Below are 24,748 nucleotides of genomic sequence, written 5' to 3'. Positions count from 1 at the left end.
TAATTATAATGTAAAAAAAGCCGAGTCAGGGCTTAAACTGCTCCTGAACTCGACTTTTCTCGCGCCCTTACACTTGCGACTGTACATAGTCAATCGTAAATACCGGCTGCTCCATGTTATTGATGTAGATATGAAAACTCCCCGGCTCGACAGTCCATTGCAAATCGGCATCGAGATACTTTAGATCTTCCAAGCTGATGGACATCTGGGCGGCATACTCTCCGAACGCCGGGACTTGAATAACTTGATATGCCTTCATTTCGCGTATCGGGCGAACCGTCTTGGATACAAAGTCTTCAATATATAGGATTACGATTTCCGAGTAGTCATATCGGCTCGGATTGTGAATCTTAAAGGTTACCTTCAGTTCCTGATCCTCGCTGATTCGATGACTCGATATGTTGAAATCCGAGTACGTCGTTCCTGTATAGGTCAACCCGTGTCCGAACGGAAAGAGCGGCCCGATCTCGCAATCCTGATATCGGCTGCTGTAGCTGGACGAATTGGCCGGTCTGCTCGTGCTGTATTCGTTGTAATAAACCGGTGCTTGCGCCGAATAACGCGGGAACGACATCGTCAATTTCCCCGAGGGGGTTGCTTGGCCGGTGAGGAGCGCAGCGACTGCCGCACCTGCGCTGGTACCCGGGTACCAGCACCAAAGCAATGCCGGTATGTCGTCGATAATATCCTGCAAAGCCAACGGCCGGCCGGAATAGCAGACGCATGCGTAAGGCAGATTCGTTTTCTTCACGGCCCGAATCAACTGCTGCTGCCGTTGTTCCAGCTCAAGCTTGACGCTGCTGTGGCCTTCACCGCTTCGCTCCCAGTGTTCGCCGATCGTTACGATAATATAATCGCAAGAGGCCAAAATATCATTCGGGCAATCCTCGAGTGTCTCATAAGCGGCGATTTGAAGCGAGTTATCCGCCTGCTTCAAGCCCGTCGCCAGTGTCACCACATCGTCGAAGCTTCCTTTGCAGGCCCAATTGCCGAGCAGCTCCCTCGTATTGGCAAAAGGTCCGACAAGGAGAATATGTTTATGCTCCTTGCTCAGCGGTAAAAGTGCATTTTCGTTTTTCAAGAGCACACAGCTTTTACGAGCCGCATCTTCAGCAGCTTCCAAAGATTCGCGATTCAAAATAATCGTCGGTTCCAAGCCTTCGTCCGCATACGGATTTTCAAAAAGGCCCAACTCATTTTTCAACTGCAGCACTTTCAGGACAGCCGCATCCACATCTTCCAGCAGCGCCGGCTGCTGTTCGATAATCGCTTCAAAATTTTCCAGGTAGAGAGTGGACACCATTTCGATATCGACCCCCGCATTTAATGCCAGCTCAGCCGCTTCCTTGCCATCCTGAGCCACACGATGCTTTTGAAGCTCCGCAACTGCGCCCCAATCCGAGATAAGCAAATCGCCAAATTGATATCGATCCCGCAGTATATCTTTTAACATGGTTCGGCTCGCTGTAACCGGAGTCCCATTGAAACTATTAAATGAGCTCATGACGAATTTGGGCTTTTCCTGCAAAGCAATCTCATAGGGCTTGCCATAATAGGCAAAAAATTCTCTCATCGACATATCAACGGCGTTGTAGTCTTTTCCGCCGATGCCCGCCCCATAAGCAGCGAAGTGTTTCAAGCAGGCCGCTACCCCGCTCGGAGAAATTTTCCCCTCGTGAATTTTCTGGTAGCCCTTGATCATCGTTTTTCCCAGATTTCCGGACAGCAAATGGTCCTCCCCGAACGATTCCATGACCCTGCCCCATCTGGAGTCTCGCACGAGATCCACCATCGGGGAGAAATTGACATGGATTCCTGCAGCTCTTAATTCGGACGCGGTCTTTTCGGCCACCGTCTCTACAATCTTTTCATCCCAAGTACAGGAAAGTCCCAACGGGATCGGAAAAATCGTCTTATAGCCATGTATGGCATCGTGCATAAAAAGCAGAGGAATCTTCAGTCTGGATTTCTTCAAATACTCCGATTGAATCAGATTTGTAATCTTGGCGCTGGAGGCGCCGATGACGCTGCCAATCGTGTACAAGGTCTCGTCTTCAAGTATGTGCCGTGAATACTCCGGTCCGGTTTCGACCATTTCCTGATCGATTCTGCCTACATAGGGTTCACCTGTAACTTGAGTGAGCTGTCCGAATTTCTCTTTCAGCGTCATTTTCTGAAGCAATTCGTGCAATTGATTGTTATCCATGATCTTATTTCCACTCCAGGGCAGGAAGAATTTCCTTCTGCAGCTCGCACATCTCGTCAATCATGGCGCAAGCCTGATAATAAGTCGGCGCTTGCGGATCAAGCAAAATCGCTTGCAGCAGTTTGGTTTTCGATTTTTCAACAAACGCCTCCAGCAGCAGTTTATGGATCGTCCCTTGGATATGGATCGTTCCGATAACCGCCGTCGGCAGTTCAACGGTCATAGGCTTCAGGAAGATGCCTTTTCCGTTCACGATAGCTTGAGTTTCCACCACCATATCGTCAGGAAGCCCTTTAATCGCTCCATTATTTGGCAAATTGACCGAATTCAACTGAATTTCATCGTCAAAGAAAATCGCTTCGACGATCGGAATGGCATATTCACCGCTCGACTTCACCGTTTCTTTACGGAACGTATACGCCTCATTCGTCCATGTTTCCTGCGTCTGTACAGGCTCGTACAATCCTTTGTCCAAAATGTTGCCGCTCGCACTATAGACAAAGTCCGGCGTTCTCGAGTCTTTCTTCCAGAGCTGCTCCTGCGTCGGTTCATATCTGTATTGAAGCGCTAGGCCCGCGTAGAAATCCTGCGCATAGGAGATATATTCTCCGATATGATTCGTTCCCGGATACGGGTAATAGCCGTAAAGATGATACATCGTTCTGGAGAGCCCGATGTGGTCGAAATGAGCCAGGCGGTTAGCCTTTTGTTCCTTTTCGCGGAAGAGCGGGTACAAGTCTTCGCCTGTCTTCTTATCCCAAATTTTGGTGAAAAAGCCGAAGTGGTTCAAGCCGCCCCCTTCCATGCCGATTTCTTCGGGCTTCCGCTCGAGAAAATCGCACAGCTGATGAATCCCTATATCCAGACCATGACAGAGACCCACGATCTTAATGGAAGTTAACTTGGAGATGGCTTCCACCAATTTCGCTTCCGGATTCGTATAGTTGATAAACCAGGCGTCGGGGCATACTTTTTCCATCATCCGGGCAATCTCCAGCATCGGCCCCAGATTGCGGAGCGTATGGAACATGGAGCCCGGACCTCCGTTTTCCCCGTATATTTGCTTGCTTCCGAAGCGACGCGGGATGTGGAAATCTTGAGACCAATAATAATAGCGGTTCACTTCAATGGCCACGATGGCAAAATCCGCATTTTGAAGAGCTTTTTCCAAATCGGTAGTTTGCCAAATGTTGGCCGGATGAGAGAAGGAGGTGAACATCTCATTCGCATACTTAAAAGTCCGATTCACATTTTCTTCCACTATATCCATAAGAGCGATTTCAAGATCGACCTGAGTTTTCAATCTCGCTGACAATACAATATCTTGCAATGCTCCTAAGGCAAACGAAACGCTCCCTGCTCCGATTAATGCAATTTTCATCTTTTTCATGGTTCCAGCTCCTTTGATAATGTAGAAATTATAATTTAGTGCAGGCTATTCCTTTAATGCCCCTACCATAACACCTGACATAATGTTCCGCTGAAAAATAACGTAAATGACAGCAGTAGGCAATGCCGAGATAACCGCTGCGGTAGCAATCATCGGATAATCGATTGTAAATTTGGTTTGGAAAAAATTGAGTCCTACCGGAAGTGTCCGCAGCATGTCGTTTTGAATAAGAATCGTCGGAAGCATGAAGTTGTTCCATGTCCCGATGGCTGTAAACACAATTAGCGAAACTAACGGAGGATACAGCATCGGTACGATGATTCGGAACAAATTTTGCGTTTCGTTCGAACCGTCGATTCGCGCCGACTCAAGAAGCGCTACCGGTATATCCTTCATGAACCCTCTTAATAAAAAGATGGAGAAAGGAATATTCAACGCGATTTGCGGCAAAATGATGGCCCAGAGCGTATTCAGCAAGCCGATGGATTTCAAGTTTGTAAATAAAGGGATAATAATCAGATCCAATGGCACCGTAAGTCCCCACAGGATCAAGAGAAAAAGCATACCCTTCCCCTTAAATCTCATATAAGCGAACGGATAGGCACCGAGCAAGGATAGAAGGACTACCACCGCAACAACAACGATGGTGACAATGACGCTATTCTGAAAATAGGTCACAAAATTTCCGACATCCCAAATGCGTGAATAATTTCCCCAATGCAGCGCTTGCGGCAGTGCCAAAGGTCCGTTGATATTGATTTCGTCCGTTGTTTTTAGAGAAGTATTGATAATGAGCAGGAACGGAGCGATCGTCAACAGCGCCGCTGTAATCATGACTGCGTAGACGAGTGTGCGGCTGATATGCGAAATTCTGGTCATAAGCTTATTGATCCTTTTCCCTGATCAGAATGATGGTTCTGGTAACAATTAAAATGAACACTGTCAAAATAATGGAAGCCGCTGCCGCAAACCCCAAACGATTTTCAATAAAGCCTTGGTTATAGACGTAATATGAAATAACATAAGAGCTGTATCCCGGACCGCCCTTGGTCGTTGCCATAACGATATCAAACACGCTGAAAGAGCCGATCGTCATTAAAATGACGACGGTAGTTATCGTTTGCCGCAAGCCAGGAATCGTAACATGGCGGAATTGGCCCCACGCCCCGCATCCGTCTATATTTGCAGCATCATACAATTGCGAATCGACACCCTGTAAAGCCGCAGTAAAGAGCATCGTCGTATATCCGTAGCTTCCCCACAAGAAAATGACGAATAACGCATACATCACAAGATCGGGATTCCCAAGCCAACCCGCGGCAGGCTTGCCGATGCCGATGTTATCCAGAATTGCGGACAAGGGTCCGAAGTTCGGGTCATAGATCCACTTCCAAATAACAGCGGCTATCACAGATGAGATGACTTGCGGAAAGAAGAACCCCATCTGAAACCATTTGGTAAATTTGACATTACCTCTTACAAGCAGGTTTGCAAAAACGAGCCCGAGCCAAACGGGAATCGTAGCCCCGCCGACAACCCACATTAAAGTGTTCTTGATCGCCTGCCAAAACATCGGCTCTTCGCTAAACAGACGATAATAATTTGTAAGGCCTACAAATTTCTTGGGACTAATTCCATCCCAATTCGTCAGGCTGATATAAAAAGTTTGCAGCGCCGGCCAACAAACAAAATAGATGATCATGGCGAATGCCGGAAGCAGAAATAAGTATGCAAGCGGATTTGTTTTCCCCGCATCCTTCCGTTTATTGCTGCGCTGCAATAAGGGTATGGCTTCTTGTTTCACAAGAATCGCCTCCTCTTATAGGATGGATGCCCATTAGCCCATGGCAGGCTAAAGGACATCTTGTTTCAACATTCAATCTTATTGGCCTTGTGCAGCTTGTACCAGCTTGTTATATTGATTTTTAATTTCTGTCCAAGCCTGTTCCGGAGTGGCCTTATGAAAGAACATCAATTGCAGCTGCTTATTCAAAATATCTCCAAGTCCAGGAACAGCATTGTCCAAGTAGAAGCCCATCTGTGTCGATTGTACCGATTGGTCCACTTCTTTTTTCAACTCAGAAGCTTTAGCACTGGACATATCAGCCTTAACCGTCGGTGTAGATCCGCCTTCATACCAGAGTTTCACGACATCAGGATTCAAGAACGTGTCGACGAAATCCAAAGCGGCTTGTTTCTTGTCGCCGCTCAGCTTCGCATTGAGCGCCCATCCGCCGTCTGTCGCATTGACGGTCGGGTTCGCCGAAGCATTTGCATTAGCCGACGGGAAAGCAAATGCGCCGGTCGCAACCTTTGTACCCTCGAATGTCGGAATGTCCCAGTTTCCGGCAAGCACCATTGCTGATTGGCCCTTTGCATAGTACTGCGGTACTGCAGCTCCATCGATGGAAGCATCGTCACTCCGGTAATATCCTTTATCGGTCCAGTCGTTAATTTGATTCAGAGCGTTTACAAACCCTTTTTCAAACGCCGGTGTGATACCTTTTTGGAAATAAAACTGTTTGATGTCGTCCATCGGTACTTGATTGTAGAGAATATCGAACAGCGACCACATCTTCGGCAAGTTGGACAATCCGCCATTTTCCATCGGCACGTAGCCCGCTGCTTTTACTTTATCCAAAATGGCGTTGAATTCATCCATCGTTTTTGGCGGAGTGAGGTTCAATTTACTAAAAATATCTTTATTGTAGAAAACCGTAACAGGTGCCGTCATGAAAGGAACACTGTAATACTTGCCTGAAGTTCTTGCGTTTTGGAAGTCGAATGCGCCGGGAACCTCTTTATCCATCCAACCGCGGCTTTTCACATCATTGGTGATGTCCATCAAGTAGTTATTTTTTTGCAGCATTTGCTGCATCGTGTCATCCACATACACAATATCCTGCCCGGAATCGGTATTGAAAGACAGCTTTAAATTTTGAGCATAGTTGGACCAAGGACTCGGATCGTATTTAATCGTTACGTTCGGATGCGTCTGGTTAAAAATTTTGATCGTTTGATTCATAATGTTAACACGGGCTTCGTCGGTCATCGTAGAAGTTACCGTCAAAGTAACTTTTCCGGCGCCAGCGCCGCCTGAAGCTTTTGCGGCATCATTTGATCCGGATGTGCAGCCGGCCATGCTGAACGCCGTCATCGACAGCAGGAAAAATATTGAATACGTTTTTAATTTTTTCATGTTGCATCCCCCTATTTTTTATTTTGGCCTATATTAACGATGCGGCCGCTTCATCCAGGCAAACGTGCACATTCGGATGCCGCTGCAGTACCGTAACAGGAACTTGATTCGTCACTTCATCGTGCAAAGCTTTTCTCATGATCTCCGCTTTTTTGGCTCCATCGGCGATAAGAATGGCTGTATTCGCTTCCAGCACATGCTTGATTCCAAGCGTTATTCCTTGCTGTACATCCTGCTGCTGATTTTGGAAATATTTCACGGAAACTTGTTTGGTAACGGAATCGAGATCGATAACATGCGTGTACAGATCAAAGCTGACGCCTGGCTCGTTAAAGCCCAGATGGCCGTTCATACCAACTCCAAGCAGCAATAAATCAATGCTCCCATGAGTCTTAATCAGTTCATCCATCGACTTGCATTCGGCTTCCAAGTCGCTGCTTTTGCCATTGAAAAAATGAATGTTTCTTTCCTCGATGCCGCATGGTATAAAAAAGTGTTCATTCATCGTTTGTCTGCAGCTGCCCTCATCCGATTCATCGAGTCCGACCCATTCGTCGAGGCTGATAAAGCGGCACCGGTCAAAATTCACCTCGCCTCGACGTGCTGCTTCCACTAAACAAGATAATGTACCGAGCGGTGAATTTCCGGCTGCAAAGCATACTAAGGAATCAGGCTTTCGATTGATACACTGAATGATCAGTTCGGCTGTCTGCAAAGACATTGCCGTATAGTCGTGAGCTACATACGTTTTCATGCCGCACCTCCTTGTTGGTTAAATATGCCCATTTGTTCGAAAGCAAGAGCAACGGCTCCGACAGCTCCCGCTTCCTCCCCTAAAGCTGTAAGCACGATCTCCGTCGGAATCGGCGTTAAATTGGCTACGGATTCACGAATGAGATCGATTACAAAATGAAGCGATTGAGAAACTCCGCCGCCAAGTATAACTTTTTTGGGGTTCAGCAAGCTGACGATATTGGCAATTCCGATGGACAAGTCGGCGACAAAACGATCAATAATCGAAATCGCTTTTTCGTCCCCTTCGGCATACTGCTCAAACAAAATGTGGGGCAAAATGCCATGCTGAGACAATGCCACCCCGGATATTTTTTTCTCGAAAAGCCCGAATTGACCGAACGCATTGAACTTGTTGTCAAGAACATCCTGCTCCGAAACGAGATAACCGACTTCACCCGCCATATGACTGCTTCCTTGGATGAGGGAGCCGTTCGCAACAATCGCGCTTCCCACTCCGGTTCCGATCGCCACAACCACGAAGTCGTTCGAATTCGGTGCCGAGCCGATCCATCGTTCGCCTAATGCCGCACAATTCACATCGTTTTCTACAAAGACGGGCTTATTCAAATACTGCTGCATTTGATCTCTGAATGGAACATGGCTCCAATTTAATGCGGGAGCTTCGATAATAATCCCTTCTTTGCTATTCGTGACACCCGGCACGCCGAAACCGATTGCAACAACTTGTTCCAGCGATATAGCGGCGGCACTTAAGCTTTTCATAATGTGCCCATAAATTTTTTCAAGCCCTTCCGTCGTTTTTACTTTTTCCTTGTAAACGATTTCTCCGTTTTGATTGGCAATTATGACAATAATTTTTGTTCCGCCGATGTCGACTCCAACAGCATAGGTTTCTTCAGCAGAGGTTTGCTGAGAATTGTTCGTACTTAACATAATTTTTTTTTCTGCACCTCAGTTCGGCAATTTGAAAATGCGTTGTTTAGTTAGTTTGTTCTTCGAACGTACTATCTAAAACGAATATACACCGTTTTCATAGTTATGTCAATTAAAAAACAAACTAAAAAAACACAGCTTGTTTGTAGTAGACATACAAACAAGCCGTGTTTAGATTATCCCGTGCATGATAAAAAAATCATTACATAATATTCTGCTCTTGTTCGAAAGCATAAGCAATAACCCCAAGTGCTCCTGCTTCCGATCTCACCGCAGCAGTTTCGATGGTCGTTTGAATCGGCGTCATTTTACTTACCTTGGATTGAACTTCGTTCAAAACAGGCTGCATATAGCCTGACACTTCACCGCTGATAATCACTTTCTCCGGATTGAGCAGACTGACCATATTGGCAATTCCAATAGACAAACTGGTTACAAAGCGGTTCACAGCAAGGACAGACTTCGGTTCCCCCTGCTCGTATGCACGGAACAACTGTTGTACCGAGCCTTGGCTCCCCACGAGTGCAGTTCCCGAAATCTTCTTCTCAAAAACTCCGAATTCGCCGGACACGTTCGTCCGATTGCTCGATACATCTTCCTCAAGCAGAAAATAGGCGATCTCTCCGGCCATAAAATCTTTTCCAAGCACCAAATTCCCGTTCGCTATAATCGCACTGCCGACACCGGATCCCATGCCTATATAAATGTATATAAAATCTTCCAGGTCTTTGGCCCCGCCAACCCATCGTTCACATAAAGCCGCGCAGTTCACATCGTTATTGATGTAAATGGGTTTGGCCAAATACTTCTTCATTTCATCGACAAAGCGGACATTTTTCCAGCCAAATTCGGGTACATCAACGATAATTCCTTCTTTGCAGTTGGTTAAACCGGGAATGCAAAAACCGACCGCGACCACAGCATCCATTGGCACGGAAGCTTTATCTAAACTTGAGAGAATGCATTCATAAATCGTCCGATAGTCTTTATCGGTTTCCCTCCGCTCCTTCCAGACAACATTCCCGTCAAGATCCGTGATGCAAATAAACAGCCCCTTTAACAGGAGCTCAACCCCAACTCCAAAGCCGGACCGCGGGTTAAACCCTAGCTCGATCGCCTTCCGTCCGCCTTCTCTGGTAGATGTACCGAACCCGGTCTCCATCACAAACTTCTTGGAGATCAATTCATCGACGATAGCGGAAACGGTCGAGCGGCTAAGGTTTAATTTTTGCGCTACCTTGGCCCGACTGATCGGTTGGTCGGAACGAATCATTTCCAATACGAGGTTGCGATTTAATTTTTTCAAATGTTCCAAACTGCCTTTTTTCAATTTCCCTGTCTCCTTGGATTTCGTATAAATTTAATTTAAACGAAGAAGCCGGTCACGTCAATGAACGCAACTTTCCTTACGGCGAATTAGCCAAAACTGGTACAGGACAGCTCAATGGAAAAATCTACAGAGGATGCTGTATAATATTCCAATAAGTTGAGGAGGATCAGCATGGCAGGAGATGCTACAGATTGCCAAGGAAATGGTTAGCGAGTGACTGAGAGGAACACGGGGATAGGCTCTTCCTTGAAGCTTTATTAAATAATGAAATTATTGTAAAATATAATAAATCATATCGGAACGAGCAGAAGGGGAAGGCTATGGACGAAAGAACGCTGCTATTACTTGGAATATTAAAGTCCCAAAGTCTGCATGGCTATCAAATTAATGAATTTATCGATAAAAACTTGAGCAGGGTTACCTCCATGAAAAAAGCTACAGCGTATGCCATTTTGGACAAGCTGAACGCTGCAGGTTTTATCAGCGTACGCGAGGACCAGGAAGGAAACCGCCCGCCGAGAAAGGTGTATTCCATTACTCCGGCCGGCGAAGAAGAATTTTACTTGCTTCTTCGTGGAAACCTGTCTGAGCAGGATACTACGTCCTTCAAGGGCGATATTGGACTTATGTTCATGGACTATCTACCCAAAGAAGAAGCGATCGATTGTCTCTTGCTGCGTTTGAATGGGTTGACCGAACAAATCGAAGAATTGCAACAAATGCCTAAACATAAGTTCTCAAGAGGGGTTGATTTATCGATCGAGCATCATCTTGTATGCAAACAGGCTGAGAGGAACTGGTTGCAATCTGTTATTGAAGAATTACAAAAAGAATAGGCCTTCTTTCGATTCGTACATTTCATAGCGGGTTTTGCGCTGCAGCGCAGAGCCTGCTTTTTTTGTGTCGGTTTTAGCATGAATATTACCAAGAAAGAAAATTAAAGATAGTCAAAATTCAAATAGTCAGTATTGACTAATCATATCATGCAATATATAATCAATCATGAATTAGTCAGTTATGACTATTCAAAAATAAACTATTCAGGAGGAAATCATGTTATTATTTTTCGCGGTTCTGTTTATAAACTTAGCGTTGGTTGCTTATACTATCGGTGTCTGGGCTGAAAAAATTTCAGGTCGGCTGAAACCGAAGCATCTCGCTTTCTTCTTTGCCGGTCTATTGTTCGATGGAATAGGTACTGGCTTTATGGGGCAGCTGAACCAAAACAGAGAGATTAATTTGCACGGTATTACAGGCATGGTCGCCCTTCTGCTGATGCTAATTCATGCCATATGGGCAGCAATTGTATTATGGAGAAAGAAGGAAAAGCAAATCGGTCAATTCCATAAGTTTAGCTTAGTGGTTTGGGGATTGTGGTTAGTACCTTACTTGATTGGGGTCGGACTAAGTATTTTCAAATAAGCCATCGCTTTGCCCCATCTCCCGAATATTAAGGGATATGGGCATGGCAAAAAACGCCTCTGTTATACTTCATAACAGAGGCGTTGCTGTCTTGTGGTCCCCGACTCCGGCGCGTACCGGAACTTCACGTTTTTCGTTCCCGCGGAAGCACAATAGATGCTGTTCCACCGAACGGCTGCATCGGTTAAAGCATTAAAGTTGAAAATGATGAAACTCGGTCCCCCCATAGAGAGAACCGAGTTCATTAGGCGGTTAAGGATTATTTTTTGTAAAATTGTTGATACGCCTGTCTTCTTTCTTTCATAATGGCTTCGCCCCCCGTATCCTTCCATTCCTTGAGCTGCTGGTCATAGATACTGTCGACTTCGGTAGACTTGGCGGTAATAATCTTAGCCAACATCTGCTTGACCTTGTCGTTCAGAATCTGCGAATACTTGATTTCCGCTTGAATTGGAATGTCGACGCGAGGACCTGTATAGCCGTCACGCGCACCGGTCTTAATGCTGCTGATTGTAAAGTCTTTAAATTGCGGATCGGCTGCGTTGGCTGCAATGTTCTTGTCTGGCGAGTCCGTGCTTACATATTTGCCGTTCATAATCATGGCGTAATCTTGATTATTAAAGAGAATTTGGGTGGCTTCAGGCGTTGTCAATGCAAATGGAATGCCGTCGTCGCCTGTTTTGTAAGAAACGCCTTCTTTTCCGAATTGCAGTGCGATAAGATTGTTCGGTTCCGCCATCCAGTTCAAATATTTGATAACCGAATCGACGTTTTTGCTCGCTGCCGGAACCATCAGATAAATACCGCTAGGGGAATACATCGGTTTAGGATACTTGCCGTTCGACGCTTTGAACGGATCGATCGTCGCGAGAACAGCTTCAGGATTGTTTTTCTTCAGGTTCGCATAGTAGCCGCTGTAAACCGGATCATTTGTGTTCGGTGTAGCAGACCCTGCGAGGCCGTTGACGACTTGTTTGTTGAATGTCTGACTGAAGTCTGCCGCAAGCGGGAAGTCTTTATCGAGCAGACCTTCATTATATAGTTTGTTTAAGAACTTGAAGGCTTCCTTGTTGCCAGGCAGCGTCCATCCATCCGGATCGGCGAACAGATCCTCTTCTGTGATTTTGCTCCAATCCCAGAAGGAGTTGGTTAGCGGCTTAATATGGAACATATCGATCAACGAAAAAGGAATAACCTTTCCGCCGGTATTGCCCGGATCCTTCTCTTTAAACGCTTTCAATGTTTGATACCACTCGTCCGTTGTCGTTGGCAGCGGCAGATTCAATTTATCCAGCCAATCTTTACGAACGATTGTTGTCGTTTGCGATTGAATGACCCGCAGCGCCGGAATGGTATACTGCTTGCCGTTAAAAACGCCGTCCTTCAACGTAGGAGCAAGAACTTTCTTCAACTGTGGACCGTATTTGTCGATCGCCGGCCCGAGATCTGCGATACCGCCGCTTTGCACGTAGCTTTGAACGGTTGGCTTGTCATACGTAAAAACGAGATCCGGGGCTGTTCCTGATGCCATCAATACATTCAGCTTCTTGACTTCCTCAGAGCGAGGAATGGTGACGAACTTGACAGTAATGTTGTTCGGATCGCCAAAGTTTTTCTGGATGTACTGCGTCATGAAATTGTCAGTGATTGGCGGGGCGCCTGCCGGCGCATTACTTCGATCAAACAGCTCGACCGTTAAAGTGATCGGCGGACCCTTCGGGGTCTCGTTCGCCGCTGGCGAACTTCCCGGAGTGGTCGAGTTACTTGAGCTGTTTTGCGAGCTGCTGCAGCCTGCAAGCGAGATAGCGGTCGTCGCTAAAACTGCCATTGCTACGTTAATGGTTTTGCGAAATTTGACTCGCATGTTTGTATCCTCCCTTTAATCTGTCGAATGTATAGTGAATTCAACCGCTTGAAACGGTCGAGACAGCTATCAGCCTTTTACTGCACCTACAAGCATGCCTGAGATAAAATAACGTTGGAGCCACGGGTATACGAGTAGAATGGGCACCGTTGCGAACATGATGCTCGCCGCCTGCAAGCTCTGCGGCACCGGGGCAGAGCCTCCAAAGCCTTCTTGGGCAGTGGCGTCGTTCACCTGGCTGTTGATCACGATCTCATAAAGCTTCTGCTGAATCGGATAAAGATGTGAGTCGTTGATATAGAACAGCGCATCCTGAAACATGTTCCATCGATCGACCGCCGAATAAAGAGCCAATGTCGCTATAATCGGCAACGACAGGGGCAGCGCGATCCGTATCAAATAACGGAAGTGCCCGCATCCGTCCATCCAGGCGGAATCTTCTAATTCAGCCGGGAGCTGAGAGAATGAAGTTTTTAAGATAATCAATAAGAAAGCATTGATAAGCAAAGGAATCACTAGCGACCAAACACTGTTCAACATATGCAGCTGTTTAATCAACAAGTAATTCGGGATAATCCCAGGATTAAAAAACATCGTGATGATAATGAGGGCAAACAACAAGTTCTTTCCCTTGAAATTCCGCCTGCTAAGCGGATAGGCAGCCAAGATAGTGGCGATCAAACTCACGCCCGTATAACCGGTCACGAGCCAGACCGTAAACATTAGCGAGCGAATCATACTCATGTCGCCAAACACGTTCTTGTACGGTTCGAAATTCAAATCAATTGGCCACAAAGTCACTTCGCCGGACATAACAGCCCGGTTGCCGCTAAGCGATAGAGCAAAAATATGAAGCATCGGCACAACACAGAATAAACAAAAGATGCCCAGCAGGAACATAATAATGATATTGCCGATTTTCTCAGTCGGATTTTGAATCATGGATGTACCCCCTTTAGAAAATGCCCTGATTGTTGATTTTTCTCGAAATGAATTCTGCTGACAGAAGGAGAATCAATCCGACTACAGATTGGAACAAACCGACGGCCGTTGCGAGAGTGAATCTTGCCGACTGAATCCCTACGGAATATACATAAGTGCTGATTACTTGGGCGTAGTCCATAACATACGAATTTTTCAGCACATACGGCTGCTCGAAGCTAATGTTGGCCATATTGCCGATTTGAAGAATGAACAGGACAACGATCGTCGGCTTGATGCCCGGCAAAGTGACATGCCAGATCTTGCGCATCCGGGTTGCGCCGTCCACTTCTGCCGCTTCATACAATTCCTTATTGATTCCTGTAAGCGCTGCGAGGTATAGGATCGTTCCCCATCCCGCATTACGCCAAACTCCGGTCCCCACATAGGTTGTAATCCATAGCACCGGTTTCTCCAAGAAAGGAATAGGGGAAGCGCCAATCGCCGTCAGCATATGATTGATCGAACCGTTATTGGTTGAGAGCAATTCAATGGCCATTCCCCCTACGATGACCCAGGAAATAAAGTGGGGCAGATACATCAATGTCTGGCTTACCTTTTTGTACCATTGAACCCGCAACTCGTTCAGCAGAAGCGCTAAAATAATGGGAACTGGAAATGTGAGCAAGCCAAGCACGTTCAACATCAAAGTGTTGCGAAGCGCCTTATAAAACTCGGGCATGGCGAAGATTTCTTTAAAGACTGCAAACCCTACCCAAGGACTGGCCCAAACGCCCTTGAATATGTTGTATTCTTTGAAAGCAACCATAACGCCAGCCATCGGAATGTACTTGAAAATGATGAAGAATGCCATCGGAACGACCATCATGATGTAGAGCGGCCATTGTCGTTTCAAATAGGCGATGCCACCTCCTTTGACTGCAAGAATGGAGGTTTTCGTGCTTGCTTCCGTTTTCATTACATCGTTCCTCTCCATTTGGTGTACTCTCCTTTTTGTATTTTTTATATTTGAATTGTAATTTTAAGCGCTTTCAATATCCATGGACAAACTTTTAACCGTTTGTATTAATTATGGATAACATTTTTATTAAACTCCCCTATCTTTGCATAAAAAAAGACCTATCGCTGCTTCCGCGATAAGTCCGATTTATTCTACTTGTTTAGGGTTTCAAATTCCTGCCGATCAGATCTGCTATTTTCTATTAAAATTCTGGAGGGGGGAAAACCCTTTATTTTTTTGAATAGCTTGCTGAAATAATAAATGTCTTCAAAACCGCATTTATAAGCAGCTTCCCGAACGGTAAACTCACCGCTAAGGAGAATATTCTCAGCATTGTTGATTTTCATTCTATTGATATACTCTTTAACGGATGCCCCCATGTATTTCTTAAATAGAGTTCCAAAATACGCGGTAGTCAAGCCGGCAACAGATGCCAGCTCCTCAACTTCAATTTGATTCTGCAAGTTGCTTAAAATGTATCTAATAGATTTCTGAATGCGTTTGTCTATATTCGCATTGTTGTCTTTATAGTACAAAGACTTGAAATAATAATGAAGAATCAGAAACAGCAATGCACGCGCTTTCAATTCATGACCTTTATTTTTCTTTAACCATTCAAATGTCAACTCATTGTACAATGAATGCAATTCTTCTGGCTCGTCGATATGTGAAATTAAAGGAAACGGCAAATGAACGTCCTTGCCTTCCAGATCATAGAGTTGGATGTTCAGTGCATAACTGGTCATCAAATTTGTGGGGTCAGTGGTTGCGCTTCGGCGGCTGCCTTTAGGAATACATATGAGATCCCCTTGATTGACTTCATGGACAGTGCCATTAATGGAGTAGTAAGCCCTTCCCTTAAAAATATATGTTAAATCGACAAAATCTGTCGTCGCATCTTCAATAATCCAAGTGGGTGTGGAGTGTCTGTTGATGAATAATTCAATTCGAGGATTAATTTCGACATATTCCATAGAAATTATCCTTTCTAATATAAAATTATACAATTAACCCAATACCTACTGATTGAATATATTATATTATGATCTTTTTGTGGATTCAAGGAACTCTACATGGAAAGATATAGGGACATGCTGCCGAAGAAGGAAATTTCAAATCCCCCCCTTTCGTTTTGAATATTGTAAAACTTTGTTCAATGCGTCTTCACAGTTTATGTGAAATAAATCACAACCATACGGTAATATAAAACTAAGCAGTCCCAACATGATGATAAGAAGGTGATCCGCTTGAGCCCGTCGCAAAAACACGAAAAACGCCTCATGATTTTAATGTTTGCCGTCGCTTTTGTAATGCTTGCCTCTTTTGTCAGAAAGCTTTTTTGAAACCCGCCAACACCATGCCAAAAGGAGATGAAACCTTATGCCTAACTACGATCCCGTTTTTTACAGCCGCATGCTCACGGAGCTTACTTTATCGTTTCATATCATTTTCGCAACGATCGGCGTCGGCGTGCCGGTGATGATTATGCTCGCCGAACTTGTCGGCATACAGCGCAAAGATCCTTACTACACGCTGCTCGCACGCAGATGGGCGCGCGGATTTGTCATTACCGTGGCCATTGGCGTCGTAACCGGGACGGCCATCGGCCTCCAGCTCAGCCTGCTTTGGCCGAATTTTATGAAAATAGCCGGTCAGGCCATCGCCCTGCCGCTTTTTCTGGAAACGTTCGCCTTTTTCATCGAAGCGATTTTCCTCGGCATCTATTTGTACACCTGGGAACGGGTCAAACCGAAGCTTCATTTGCTGCTTCTGGTGCCGGTCGTTTTGGGCTCCTCGGCTTCCGCATTTTTTATTACAACGGTTAACGCGTTTATGAATACTCCCCAAGGATTCACCTTGAAGGACGGAATGATTACAAACGTGAAGCCGCTGCTCGCGATGTTCAACCCTTCCATGCCGACCAAAGTGGCCCATGTGCTCTCCTCGGCCTACATGACCGGCGCTTTCATACTGGCAGCTATTGCCGCCTACTCGCTTCTCCGAAAAAGAGGCGACGCCGTATACGCCAAAAAAGCACTGAAACTGACGGTCGCCGCAGGTCTCATTTTCTCGCTGGCTACCGCCTTCATCGGGGATTTGTCGGGGAAATTTTTGGCCAAAAACCAGCCGGAAAAGCTGGCCGCAGCCGAATGGCATTTCGAAACTTCCACGAATGCGCCGCTCGTGCTCGGCGGTATTTTGACGGAAGACCGTGAGATCAAATACGGGTTGAAAATCCCGTACGCGCTCAGCATTTTGGCCGGAGGCACACCGGGTGCGGAAGTCAAAGGACTGAACGATATTCCGGAGGATTTGCGCCCTCCGCTGTACGTTCATTATTTTTTCGATATCATGGTCAGTATTGGCATGTTTACGATTGTCGCGGCGGTTTTGCACCTCTGGTTTTCCCGCAAAGCCTATGGCAAGCCGTATCCGAAGTGGCTGCTGTTCGTCATTATTTTGTGCGGACCGCTGTCGATGATCGGGATTCAATCCGGATGGTTTTATGCGGAGGTCGGACGGCAGCCCTGGATTTTGCGCGGGTATATGAAGGTTGCGGAAGCAGCCACGTCTTCCCAACAGGTCGATACGATGCTGCTCCTGTTTTGTCTGCTGTATCTGGTGCTGGCGCTGACTGCGGTTAAAGTACTGTCCAAGCTTTTCCGAAAAAACAACGTCTCGAACGAGCTAATCGCGCTTGGCATCGCAAAGGAGGGCGGTCAACGATGAATTTGGAATTATTGGGAATAACGGTGTTATGGATATTTTTGTTCGGTTATTTGATTGTGGCATCCATCGATTTCGGCGCAGGATTTTTCAGCTACTATTCCGTGATCACGATGAAAAAGCATATCATTCATAAAGTCATCGAAAGATACTTGTCGCCCGTCTGGGAAGTCACCAACGTCTTCCTCGTCTTTTTCTACATCGGCATGGTCGGCTTTTTCCCGGAAACAGCCCGCTATTACGGGACTGCGCTGCTCGTTCCGGGCAGCATCGCCATCGTCCTGCTTGCCGTCAGGGGAGCCTACTATGCGTTCAGCACGTACGGTTCCAAAGACAACAAATGGTACATGCTGATCTACGGCGCAACGGGCCTGCTCATCCCGGCGACGCTGTCCGCGGTGCTGATCATTTCCGAAGGCGGCGTTGTTTTCGAGCGCGGCGGAGACATCGTCATGGACTGGAGCGCGCTTCTCGGAAGCACGTACACCTGGGCGGTTGTCCTGCTGGCGCTTGTCAGCGTGCTATATATTTCGGCCATGTTTCTGAGCTACTATGCTCACAGGGCGCACGATTTGCCGGCGTTCAAAATCGTACGCGGCTACGCCCTCTTTTGGAGCGCTCCGACCATCGCAGCCAGCCTGTTCGTATTTTTCGCGATCAGCAGGCAAAATCCGGACCATTTTCGGAGCATGCTCGATCTGGGCTGGATGTTCGGCGCTTCACTGCTCTGTTTTCTGGCCGCCGTCTGGCTGGTCTGGAAGCAGCGCCGGCTTGGGCTCGCTTTTATCATGGTCATTTTGCAGTTTGCGTTCGCCTTTTTCGGTTACGGAAAAGCCCATTTGCCGTACATTCTTTATCCGTACATTACGATCCACGACAGTTTTACCAACCCGTCTATGGGCATGGCGCTGGTGATTGCCTTTATTGCGGGACTGCTTATTTTGATTCCGTCCCTAATCCTGTTAATGCGCCTGTTCCTCTTTGACGCCGATTATGTGCAGGGCAAGCGGGCTTGAGCCAGGCCGGTCGGTCAACTATGTTTGACGTGCTGGAGCGTCTGCGTAAAAATTTGCTCGATATGGCTGTCATCAATCGAATAAAAAACCGTCTTCCCCGCCTTGCGCCGTTTGACGATCCGCAAATTGCGCAGGTAGCGGAGCTGGTGGGAGACGGCAGATTGTCCCATGCCGAGGATAACCGTTAAATCGTGGACGCATAGCTCGCCCTGCAGCAAAGCGTAGATCAATTTAACCCGCGTCGGATCTCCCAAAGCCTTGAAAATATCGGACAAATCCGCCGCGGTAGTTTCGGAAATCATTTTTTCTTTAATTTCGGCAACATTGGATGTCCCTTCGCAGGAATCATCGCACTGCTCTTGAAATGGTGTTATTTCTGCGTGTACGTCCGCCATTATGACCGCTCCCTCTTTTTTCTGATTGATTCATTATAACAAAAAAGAAAAACCGGCTCTACACTACCGGGCATATCACATACTTGCACGGGAACAAGTTTATACTAAAACTTGTTCTTTTGTTATGCGCCTATGGCGGCGCGGCCGTTCTTCCCCAACCCACGACTCTCCTGCTCGATTTGTGGTGCTGAAGTGGGCCTTCCCTCTCCTGCACAGGTAGCGGGCGCAGAAGTGAGGGGGACAAGGCGGCGCGGCCGTTCTTCCCCCCATGCCTCTCCTCCACGGGTTGCGGTGCTGAAATGGGCCTTCCCTCTCCTGCACAGGTAGCGGGCGCAGAAGTGAGGGGGACAAGGCGGCTTTGCAAGGAAAAGCCTGCGAAAGTGCAGGCTTTTTCCTCGGAAATGGTTCATTTTGGCGAAAAGCCTGCGATTGTGCAGGAATTTTCGATGAAAATGTACCTGTGCCCATGTTCGCGGCGAAAAGCCTGCACAATTGCAGGAATTTTCCGTTACCAGGAGATCACCGGGCAAAAAGCTGCACTTTGCCAGGTTTTCTTCACACAACCTGGCAAATTGCGCGATCGGCTCCGGCGTGTGGGTTTCCGGTCAGGCCTCATATGGTCGACCGACCGCCATCATGCAGCGTAACACCGAACGCTCGAAGCTGCGCGCGGTGCACTTTTACAAGCATGTTTCGCATTGCGCTAGTGCCGGCTCCAGCAGTCTCAACAAGCCTAAATTAAGGCTTGTTCTTTTTTATTGCCAATCGGCGCATTCTGGAATATAATACATATGAACAAATGCTCATATATTAATTCAGGAGGGATCACATATGTCGTCGCACAACCACTCCCATCGCGATCATTCCCATGATCATTCGCATGAACACGATCACTCGCACGGGCATCATGACGGACAGAATCACGGACATAACCATGGAAACAGTCACGGCCACCACCATCACGGACACGGGCATGGACACTCTCACGCCCCCAATAGCAAAAAAGGGCTGACCATTGCGCTGATCATTACGAGCGCCATCATGCTGCTGGAATTTTTCGGAGGACTCGCTACGAACAGTCTCGCCCTTCTCTCCGATTCCGGCCATATGCTAAGCGACGCGGCTTCGCTCGCATTAAGTCTGACAGCCATGTGGTTCGCGACCAGACCTTCGTCCCCACGCAAATCGTTCGGGTACTACCGCTTTGAAATATTGGCGGCTTTGTTCAACGGAGTCTCCTTGTTCATCATCGCCGCGTTTATTATCAAAGAAGCTATCGACCGTTTCTTCGCTCCGCCCGAAGTTTCCAGCGGCTCGATGATTCTTATTGCCGCTGTCGGATTAATCGCAAATCTGGCAAGCGCCTGGGCGCTGATGAAGCAAGGGGATATCGAGGGCAACATCAATGTAAAAAGCGCCTACTTGCACATTATCGGGGACGCACTAGGCTCGGTTGGCGCGATCATAGCCGGATTGTTCATGCTTTCCTTCGGCTGGTACGTTGCGGACCCTATTATCAGCGTGGTCGTCTCCGTCCTTATTTTGAAAAGCGCTTGGGCTGTAATCCGCAATGCGATCCATATTTTGATGGAAGGCACGCCGATCACGATTGAAATGGATCAGGTGAAACAAACGTTGGAACGCATTGACGGAGTTATTAACGTGCATGACCTTCATGTGTGGACCATTACGTCCGGCCTCGATTCTTTGACCTGCCATATGCTGATCGAGGACGATAAGGACGGTCAAGACATTTTGCAGAAGGCGATTCACGAAATGGAAAACAAATTTCAAATCCGTCACACGACGATTCAAGTGGAAAAATCCAACCTGCAGCATGCGGAATGCAAGATATAAAGCTGCAGGCAACAACAAAAAGGCTGCGATGAAGTTAGTTATCGTAGCCTTTTATCATGCATAATCGGCCATCATAAGGTGACCGTTGCCTCCTGACAAGTCCCTTCCTCGTTCCATATGACGCGTTCTCCGTAATTTTTCCCCCAGTTGTACATCATTTTCAATACGGGCATTAAACTTTCACCGTGTTCGGTCAACGTATATTCGACACGGGGCGGAACTTCGGGATACACTTTCCGGTAGACCAACTGATCTTCTTCCAATTCACGCAGCTGATTGGTTAACATCTTTTGCGTAATATGGGGGATCAACTTTTTCAGTTCGCTAAACCGTTTGGTTCCCTCCAGGCCGAGATGCCACAATATGATTAATTTCCATTTCCCCCCGATAACCGCCAAAGTTAATTCTTTCTCGCAATTTATCTCCATAAGATTGATTCGTTCTTTGACTTCACTGGCCATGATCATCCTCCTCCTTTCCTTAGTATACTATAAATTCACGGTTCGTTTTTATATAGTTTGCGCTATTTAATGCCGGCGCCGATTTACCGAAGCGGCAAAAGGTCAATGCATCCGCTCATGCGGACGCATTGACCCTAACAACATGATGTGGTTGACGACCGTCATGCGTCTCCACACCGCGCGCAGCGCGCGGTGCGGGGGCGCTTTCGCGCCCCGCGGCTTATTCCAGGTTGGCGTGTCTGCCGTACATCCGGCCGGAGTCCAGCCCCTGTTTGTCCATCAGCCTGAGAATGACGGCGTCGTAAAAGACCAACAAAGTTTGCTCGAATAAAGAAGCCATAGGCTGAATAGTCGTATGGCCGCCGCTCGCTTGATCTTTGGGCGAACCCGGCAGTTTCACCGCAACATCCGCCAACCTTCCGATGGTGGACTCGGGAGCAATCGTGACGGCAACAACGGACGCCCCGAGACTTTTCGCTTTCTCGGCCATCGGAACCAAGCTTTTCGTTTCCCCCGAGCCCGTGCCGATGACGAAAATATCGCCCCTGCCGATGCCCGGAGTCACCGTTTCACCGACCACATAGGCGTCAATCCCGGTGTGCATCAGGCGCATGGCGAATGCCCGCCCCATTAAACCCGATCTTCCGGCTCCCGCCACAAACACCTTCCCGGATTGCAAAATAAGATCGGCCAATTTCTCGGCCTCTTCCTCGCCGATCTGCTCCACCGAGCGCCCGAGCTCCTTGACGATCTCGACTGCGTATTCGATCGTTTCCATAGCGGTTAAACCTGACGGATCAAACGTTTCATTTCCGCCGCGGCCGCCTTTTTATCTTCATGGCCGGTAATGCCGCCGCCTACGATGACCAGATCCGGATTGGCTTTGATAACTTCCGGCAGCGTATTCAGCTTGATGCCTCCTGCGATCGCCGTTTTCGCATGCTTGACGACGCGCTTGATCGCCGTAAGCTCTTCGAAAGAGTTTTTGCCTGCGGCCTGATGGTCGTAACCGGAATGAACGCAGATATAGTCAACGCCGAGAGCGTCGATTTCTTTTGCCCTGCCTTCAATGTCCTTCACGTTGATCATGTCGACCATAATTTTTTTGTTTTGCTTTCTCGCTTCCTCTACCGCGCCGCGAATCGTCGAATCGTCGGACGCTCCCAGAACGGTAATGATATCCGCTCCCGCTTCGGACGCTTTCATGACCTCATACCCGCCGGCGTCCATAATTTTCAGATCGGCCAGCACGCGCAGCGACGGAAACGCCTCTTTGATTTCTTTTACGGCTTTCAGCCCTTCGTTAATGACGACCGGCGTGCCGATTTCGACGATATCAATATATTCCCCTACCTCCGCAACCACTTGCTTCGCTTCGGGAATATCTACTAGATCCAGTGCTAATTGCAGTTCCATCCTCGTATCGCTCCTTCTGAAATAAAGTTGTTCTTCAACACATGCTTATTGTAGAACCTTAATTTCATTTAAGGAAGTAGGCACTTTGGCGTGCGGTAGTTACGCGGAGGATACTATTGGCGTATTACACGGCCCGGCCTCTCGGATTTTTGGCGGAAGATCCCTGCAGCAACCGTTCGTATTTTTTCTCCAGCGAATCCCAGCGGTTGCTGAAAATAATAATCCCGATCGTAGGCAGCACGACAACCCGCGCAATCATATAGCTCAAAATAAACGATCCGTTCGTAATCAGTTCGATCATGCTGAAAAGCAGTGCGAGCCCGACCCCAAAACCGAGAAAACCGTGCATGAGCACGTATTTTCTTCTGCCCATTTCACGTTTCGCCCGCCACTTCGATACGAATTGTTTTTTTCCATTATCCATGCTCTCTCTTCTCCCCCCGCGAGATTTTGTCGACTATACCCGGAATTATTCCGGCGCAGTCAAAATGACAGGTCCCGCTTTCGTAATGGCAATTGTATGTTCATACTGAGCGGACAACTTCCCGTCAGCGGTTCGCGCGGTCCAACCGTCGTCGTCGATCGTCATGCGATACGTTCCCGCGTTCAACATCGGCTCAATGGTAAAAACCATTCCTTCCTTAAGGCGGAATCCTTTGCCCGGCGACCCGACGTGCGGAAAATTAGGCTCCTCATGCATGCTTCTACCCACTCCATGGGCAAGCAAATCGCGCACGACGCCAAAACCGTTTTGCTCCGCATGGTGTTGAATCGCATGGACGACATCGCCGATCCGGCTGCCGACGGTTGCCCGTTCGATACCGATGTACATGCACTCTTTCGCGACCCGCATCAACTTCTCGGCTTCCTCCGAGACGGGGCCGACCGCATAGCTCCATGCGGAATCGCCGACCCAACCGTTCAGCTCCGCGACGATATCAATGGTGACGATGTCTCCCTGCCGAAGCGGCTTGCTGTTCGGGAACCCGTGCGCGATCACATCGTTGACGGAAGCGCACGTTGCATACCGGTAGCCATTGTAGCCCAAAGTGGGCGCTCTCCCTCCGGCGTTCGTGATAAGCCGCTCCACTTCGTCGTTAATCTCCTGCGTCGTTATGCCCGGGCGAATCAACTCGGCCACTCTTTTGTGGCATGCCGCCACGAATTTCCCGGCTATTTTCATTTCTTCGATTTCCGCCGCCGATTTCAAAGTCACCATACTACCTGCTCCCTCCCGGCAAAATTCCCGTAAGCAGCGTTTCCGCAGCCTCGTCGCCATCCATCTCTTCATGCTGATGATGAATATGCAATCCGGCATAGCCGACCAGCGAGCCAATCAGCATGTTAGCCGCCTTTTCCGGGCTTCGCCCGCCGGCGCATTCCCGCACAACCTCCGCCAGCGGCAAGTACAGCTCTTCGTGGAACCGCTGGGACAGCTCCCGGTAGCGGCCGTCGGGCAGCTGGTGAAAATTTTCCGCCGACATTTTGTACAGGATGAACACCGAAAGATCCTCCGACCACTGGCGAAGCATGAGCACGATATAATTCCGCAGCCGCTCAGGCCATGGTCCTCCGCCGCCCAAAGCGGTTTCCGTGACCGATTTCGCCTGTTCGAAAGCACACCACAGCAAATCGTCAAACAATTCGTATTTATTTTTGTAATAATGATAAACCGTTCCATAACCGAGTGCGGCTTGGGCCGCTACATCGCGCATTTCCATAGTTATGCCTTTATCGATATACACCTGCGCAGCCGCCCGCAGCATTTGCTGCATCCGGTTCGCACGAATCTCTTCGTTCTGTTCTTTCGTTCGGGGAGACATGATCGGAAAGC

The 24,748-nt window shown here is 47.8% G+C and carries 24 protein-coding genes; 5 read left to right on the top strand and 19 right to left on the bottom strand.

Going from position 1 to position 24,748, the window contains the following annotated elements; translation table 11 throughout:
* Nucleotides 1-67 precede the first annotated feature (67 nt).
* From AC6RNO_RS01045 to AC6RNO_RS01010, 8 genes are all read right to left on the bottom strand, one after another.
* The gene (locus AC6RNO_RS01045) at nt 68-2,206 is read right to left on the bottom strand and encodes a glycoside hydrolase family 3 N-terminal domain-containing protein (RefSeq protein ID WP_497104248.1); all 2,139 of its coding nucleotides are present in this window, start codon (nt 2,204-2,206) and stop codon (nt 68-70) included.
* A 4-nt stretch (nt 2,207-2,210) separates the two neighbouring features.
* A complete protein-coding gene (locus AC6RNO_RS01040; RefSeq protein WP_474680806.1) occupies nt 2,211-3,596 on the bottom strand; it encodes a family 4 glycosyl hydrolase in 1,386 nt (461 codons plus the stop codon).
* A gap of 45 nt (nt 3,597-3,641) precedes the next feature.
* Nucleotides 3,642-4,475 (bottom strand): ABC transporter permease subunit, encoded by an 834-nt coding sequence (locus AC6RNO_RS01035; RefSeq protein WP_497104247.1) that lies wholly within the window; start codon nt 4,473-4,475, stop codon nt 3,642-3,644.
* Nucleotides 4,476-4,479: 4 nt separating this feature from the next.
* On the bottom strand, nt 4,480-5,400 hold the full coding sequence (locus tag AC6RNO_RS01030) for a carbohydrate ABC transporter permease (RefSeq protein ID WP_474680804.1): 921 nt from the start codon (nt 5,398-5,400) through the stop codon (nt 4,480-4,482).
* A gap of 78 nt (nt 5,401-5,478) precedes the next feature.
* Nucleotides 5,479-6,795, bottom strand: a complete 1,317-nt coding sequence (locus tag AC6RNO_RS01025) for an ABC transporter substrate-binding protein (RefSeq protein WP_474680803.1) — start codon at nt 6,793-6,795, stop codon at nt 5,479-5,481.
* Nucleotides 6,796-6,823: 28 nt separating this feature from the next.
* Nucleotides 6,824-7,549, bottom strand: coding sequence for a glucosamine-6-phosphate deaminase (locus AC6RNO_RS01020; RefSeq protein WP_474680802.1), 726 nt, complete (start codon nt 7,547-7,549; stop codon nt 6,824-6,826).
* Entirely contained in the window at nt 7,546-8,484 is a 939-nt protein-coding gene (locus AC6RNO_RS01015; protein ID WP_488436524.1) for an ROK family protein, read from the bottom strand. Before AC6RNO_RS01015 ends, AC6RNO_RS01020 begins: the two co-directional genes overlap by 4 nt.
* A gap of 202 nt (nt 8,485-8,686) precedes the next feature.
* Complete coding sequence (locus tag AC6RNO_RS01010) at nt 8,687-9,814, bottom strand: ROK family transcriptional regulator (RefSeq protein WP_488436523.1); 1,128 nt, start codon at nt 9,812-9,814, stop codon at nt 8,687-8,689.
* A gap of 320 nt (nt 9,815-10,134) precedes the next feature.
* Between AC6RNO_RS01010 and AC6RNO_RS01005 the strand changes: the two genes are divergently transcribed.
* Both AC6RNO_RS01005 and AC6RNO_RS01000 read left to right on the top strand, forming a co-directional pair.
* A complete protein-coding gene (locus tag AC6RNO_RS01005; protein WP_474680799.1) occupies nt 10,135-10,650 on the top strand; it encodes a helix-turn-helix transcriptional regulator in 516 nt (171 codons plus the stop codon).
* Between the two features lie 217 nt (nt 10,651-10,867).
* Nucleotides 10,868-11,236 (top strand): HsmA family protein, encoded by a 369-nt coding sequence (locus tag AC6RNO_RS01000; RefSeq protein ID WP_497104246.1) that lies wholly within the window; start codon nt 10,868-10,870, stop codon nt 11,234-11,236.
* 259 nt (nt 11,237-11,495) lie between these two features.
* Here AC6RNO_RS01000 and AC6RNO_RS00995 read toward each other — a convergent pair whose 3' ends face one another.
* From AC6RNO_RS00995 to AC6RNO_RS00980, 4 genes are all read right to left on the bottom strand, one after another.
* Nucleotides 11,496-13,100, bottom strand: a complete 1,605-nt coding sequence (locus AC6RNO_RS00995; RefSeq protein WP_497104245.1) for an extracellular solute-binding protein — start codon at nt 13,098-13,100, stop codon at nt 11,496-11,498.
* A gap of 69 nt (nt 13,101-13,169) precedes the next feature.
* A complete protein-coding gene (locus AC6RNO_RS00990) occupies nt 13,170-14,042 on the bottom strand; it encodes a carbohydrate ABC transporter permease (protein ID WP_474680796.1) in 873 nt (290 codons plus the stop codon).
* Between the two features lie 13 nt (nt 14,043-14,055).
* Entirely contained in the window at nt 14,056-14,910 is an 855-nt protein-coding gene (locus AC6RNO_RS00985) for an ABC transporter permease subunit (protein WP_497104615.1), read from the bottom strand.
* 284 nt (nt 14,911-15,194) lie between these two features.
* Nucleotides 15,195-16,016 (bottom strand): helix-turn-helix domain-containing protein, encoded by an 822-nt coding sequence (locus AC6RNO_RS00980; RefSeq protein ID WP_488436519.1) that lies wholly within the window; start codon nt 16,014-16,016, stop codon nt 15,195-15,197.
* Nucleotides 16,017-16,422: 406 nt separating this feature from the next.
* On the opposite strand from AC6RNO_RS00980, the gene AC6RNO_RS00975 reads away from it, so the two are divergent.
* Together AC6RNO_RS00975 and AC6RNO_RS00970 are read left to right on the top strand one after the other, a co-directional pair.
* Complete coding sequence (locus AC6RNO_RS00975; protein WP_497104244.1) at nt 16,423-17,772, top strand: cytochrome ubiquinol oxidase subunit I; 1,350 nt, start codon at nt 16,423-16,425, stop codon at nt 17,770-17,772.
* Entirely contained in the window at nt 17,769-18,785 is a 1,017-nt protein-coding gene (locus AC6RNO_RS00970; protein WP_488436517.1) for a cytochrome d ubiquinol oxidase subunit II, read from the top strand. Before AC6RNO_RS00975 ends, AC6RNO_RS00970 begins: the two co-directional genes overlap by 4 nt.
* A 14-nt stretch (nt 18,786-18,799) precedes the next feature.
* Here AC6RNO_RS00970 and AC6RNO_RS00965 read toward each other — a convergent pair whose 3' ends face one another.
* Complete coding sequence (locus AC6RNO_RS00965) at nt 18,800-19,180, bottom strand: ArsR/SmtB family transcription factor (protein ID WP_488436516.1); 381 nt, start codon at nt 19,178-19,180, stop codon at nt 18,800-18,802.
* Nucleotides 19,181-20,011: 831 nt separating this feature from the next.
* Here AC6RNO_RS00965 and AC6RNO_RS00960 point away from each other — a divergent pair.
* Nucleotides 20,012-21,037, top strand: a complete 1,026-nt coding sequence (locus tag AC6RNO_RS00960; RefSeq protein ID WP_488436514.1) for a cation diffusion facilitator family transporter — start codon at nt 20,012-20,014, stop codon at nt 21,035-21,037.
* A 71-nt stretch (nt 21,038-21,108) separates the two neighbouring features.
* On the opposite strand, the gene AC6RNO_RS00955 is transcribed toward AC6RNO_RS00960, so the two are convergent.
* The 6 genes from AC6RNO_RS00955 to AC6RNO_RS00930 all read right to left on the bottom strand — a co-directional run bounded on the left by AC6RNO_RS00955 (nt 21,109) and on the right by AC6RNO_RS00930 (nt 24,737).
* Nucleotides 21,109-21,498 carry a winged helix-turn-helix transcriptional regulator gene (locus AC6RNO_RS00955; protein ID WP_474680790.1) on the bottom strand — a complete coding sequence of 130 codons (390 nt, stop codon included), beginning with the start codon at nt 21,496-21,498 and terminating at the stop codon, nt 21,109-21,111.
* 220 nt (nt 21,499-21,718) lie between these two features.
* The gene (gene hxlB, locus AC6RNO_RS00950) at nt 21,719-22,276 is read right to left on the bottom strand and encodes a 6-phospho-3-hexuloisomerase (RefSeq protein ID WP_497104243.1); all 558 of its coding nucleotides are present in this window, start codon (nt 22,274-22,276) and stop codon (nt 21,719-21,721) included.
* 5 nt (nt 22,277-22,281) lie between these two features.
* Complete coding sequence (hxlA, locus tag AC6RNO_RS00945) at nt 22,282-22,914, bottom strand: 3-hexulose-6-phosphate synthase (RefSeq protein WP_474680788.1); 633 nt, start codon at nt 22,912-22,914, stop codon at nt 22,282-22,284.
* 124 nt (nt 22,915-23,038) lie between these two features.
* On the bottom strand, nt 23,039-23,338 hold the full coding sequence (locus AC6RNO_RS00940) for a hypothetical protein (RefSeq protein ID WP_474680787.1): 300 nt from the start codon (nt 23,336-23,338) through the stop codon (nt 23,039-23,041).
* Nucleotides 23,339-23,383: 45 nt separating this feature from the next.
* Nucleotides 23,384-24,133 carry a type I methionyl aminopeptidase gene (map, locus tag AC6RNO_RS00935; RefSeq protein WP_497104242.1) on the bottom strand — a complete coding sequence of 250 codons (750 nt, stop codon included), beginning with the start codon at nt 24,131-24,133 and terminating at the stop codon, nt 23,384-23,386.
* 1 nt (nt 24,134) lies between these two features.
* On the bottom strand, nt 24,135-24,737 hold the full coding sequence (locus tag AC6RNO_RS00930) for a TetR family transcriptional regulator (protein WP_497104241.1): 603 nt from the start codon (nt 24,735-24,737) through the stop codon (nt 24,135-24,137).
* Nucleotides 24,738-24,748: the final 11 nt, after the last annotated feature.

The organism is Paenibacillus sp. sgz302190, assembly GCF_059820445.1.
The sequence above is the reverse complement of the archived record's forward strand: the minus strand, read 5'-3'. Positions and strand labels throughout refer to the sequence as shown.

Coding starts and splice junctions, on each gene's coding strand:
- AC6RNO_RS01045 (WP_497104248.1), bottom strand. CDS start 2,206: ATGGATAACAATCAATTGCACGAATTGCTTCAGAAAATGACGCTGAAA.
- AC6RNO_RS01040 (WP_474680806.1), bottom strand. CDS start 3,596: ATGAAAAAGATGAAAATTGCATTAATCGGAGCAGGGAGCGTTTCGTTT.
- AC6RNO_RS01035 (WP_497104247.1), bottom strand. CDS start 4,475: ATGACCAGAATTTCGCATATCAGCCGCACACTCGTCTACGCAGTCATG.
- AC6RNO_RS01025 (WP_474680803.1), bottom strand. CDS start 6,795: ATGAAAAAATTAAAAACGTATTCAATATTTTTCCTGCTGTCGATGACG.
- AC6RNO_RS01020 (WP_474680802.1), bottom strand. CDS start 7,549: ATGAAAACGTATGTAGCTCACGACTATACGGCAATGTCTTTGCAGACA.
- AC6RNO_RS01015 (WP_488436524.1), bottom strand. CDS start 8,484: ATGTTAAGTACGAACAATTCTCAGCAAACCTCTGCTGAAGAAACCTAT.
- AC6RNO_RS01005 (WP_474680799.1), top strand. CDS start 10,135: ATGGACGAAAGAACGCTGCTATTACTTGGAATATTAAAGTCCCAAAGT.
- AC6RNO_RS01000 (WP_497104246.1), top strand. CDS start 10,868: ATGTTATTATTTTTCGCGGTTCTGTTTATAAACTTAGCGTTGGTTGCT.
- AC6RNO_RS00995 (WP_497104245.1), bottom strand. CDS start 13,100: ATGCGAGTCAAATTTCGCAAAACCATTAACGTAGCAATGGCAGTTTTA.
- AC6RNO_RS00990 (WP_474680796.1), bottom strand. CDS start 14,042: ATGATTCAAAATCCGACTGAGAAAATCGGCAATATCATTATTATGTTC.
- AC6RNO_RS00985 (WP_497104615.1), bottom strand. CDS start 14,910: ATGATGGTCGTTCCGATGGCATTCTTCATCATTTTCAAGTACATTCCG.
- AC6RNO_RS00980 (WP_488436519.1), bottom strand. CDS start 16,016: ATGGAATATGTCGAAATTAATCCTCGAATTGAATTATTCATCAACAGA.
- AC6RNO_RS00975 (WP_497104244.1), top strand. CDS start 16,423: ATGCCTAACTACGATCCCGTTTTTTACAGCCGCATGCTCACGGAGCTT.
- AC6RNO_RS00970 (WP_488436517.1), top strand. CDS start 17,769: ATGAATTTGGAATTATTGGGAATAACGGTGTTATGGATATTTTTGTTC.
- AC6RNO_RS00965 (WP_488436516.1), bottom strand. CDS start 19,180: ATGGCGGACGTACACGCAGAAATAACACCATTTCAAGAGCAGTGCGAT.
- AC6RNO_RS00960 (WP_488436514.1), top strand. CDS start 20,012: ATGTCGTCGCACAACCACTCCCATCGCGATCATTCCCATGATCATTCG.
- AC6RNO_RS00955 (WP_474680790.1), bottom strand. CDS start 21,498: ATGGCCAGTGAAGTCAAAGAACGAATCAATCTTATGGAGATAAATTGC.
- hxlB (WP_497104243.1), bottom strand. CDS start 22,276: ATGGAAACGATCGAATACGCAGTCGAGATCGTCAAGGAGCTCGGGCGC.
- hxlA (WP_474680788.1), bottom strand. CDS start 22,914: ATGGAACTGCAATTAGCACTGGATCTAGTAGATATTCCCGAAGCGAAG.
- AC6RNO_RS00940 (WP_474680787.1), bottom strand. CDS start 23,338: ATGGATAATGGAAAAAAACAATTCGTATCGAAGTGGCGGGCGAAACGT.
- map (WP_497104242.1), bottom strand. CDS start 24,133: ATGGTGACTTTGAAATCGGCGGCGGAAATCGAAGAAATGAAAATAGCC.
- AC6RNO_RS00930 (WP_497104241.1), bottom strand. CDS start 24,737: ATGTCTCCCCGAACGAAAGAACAGAACGAAGAGATTCGTGCGAACCGG.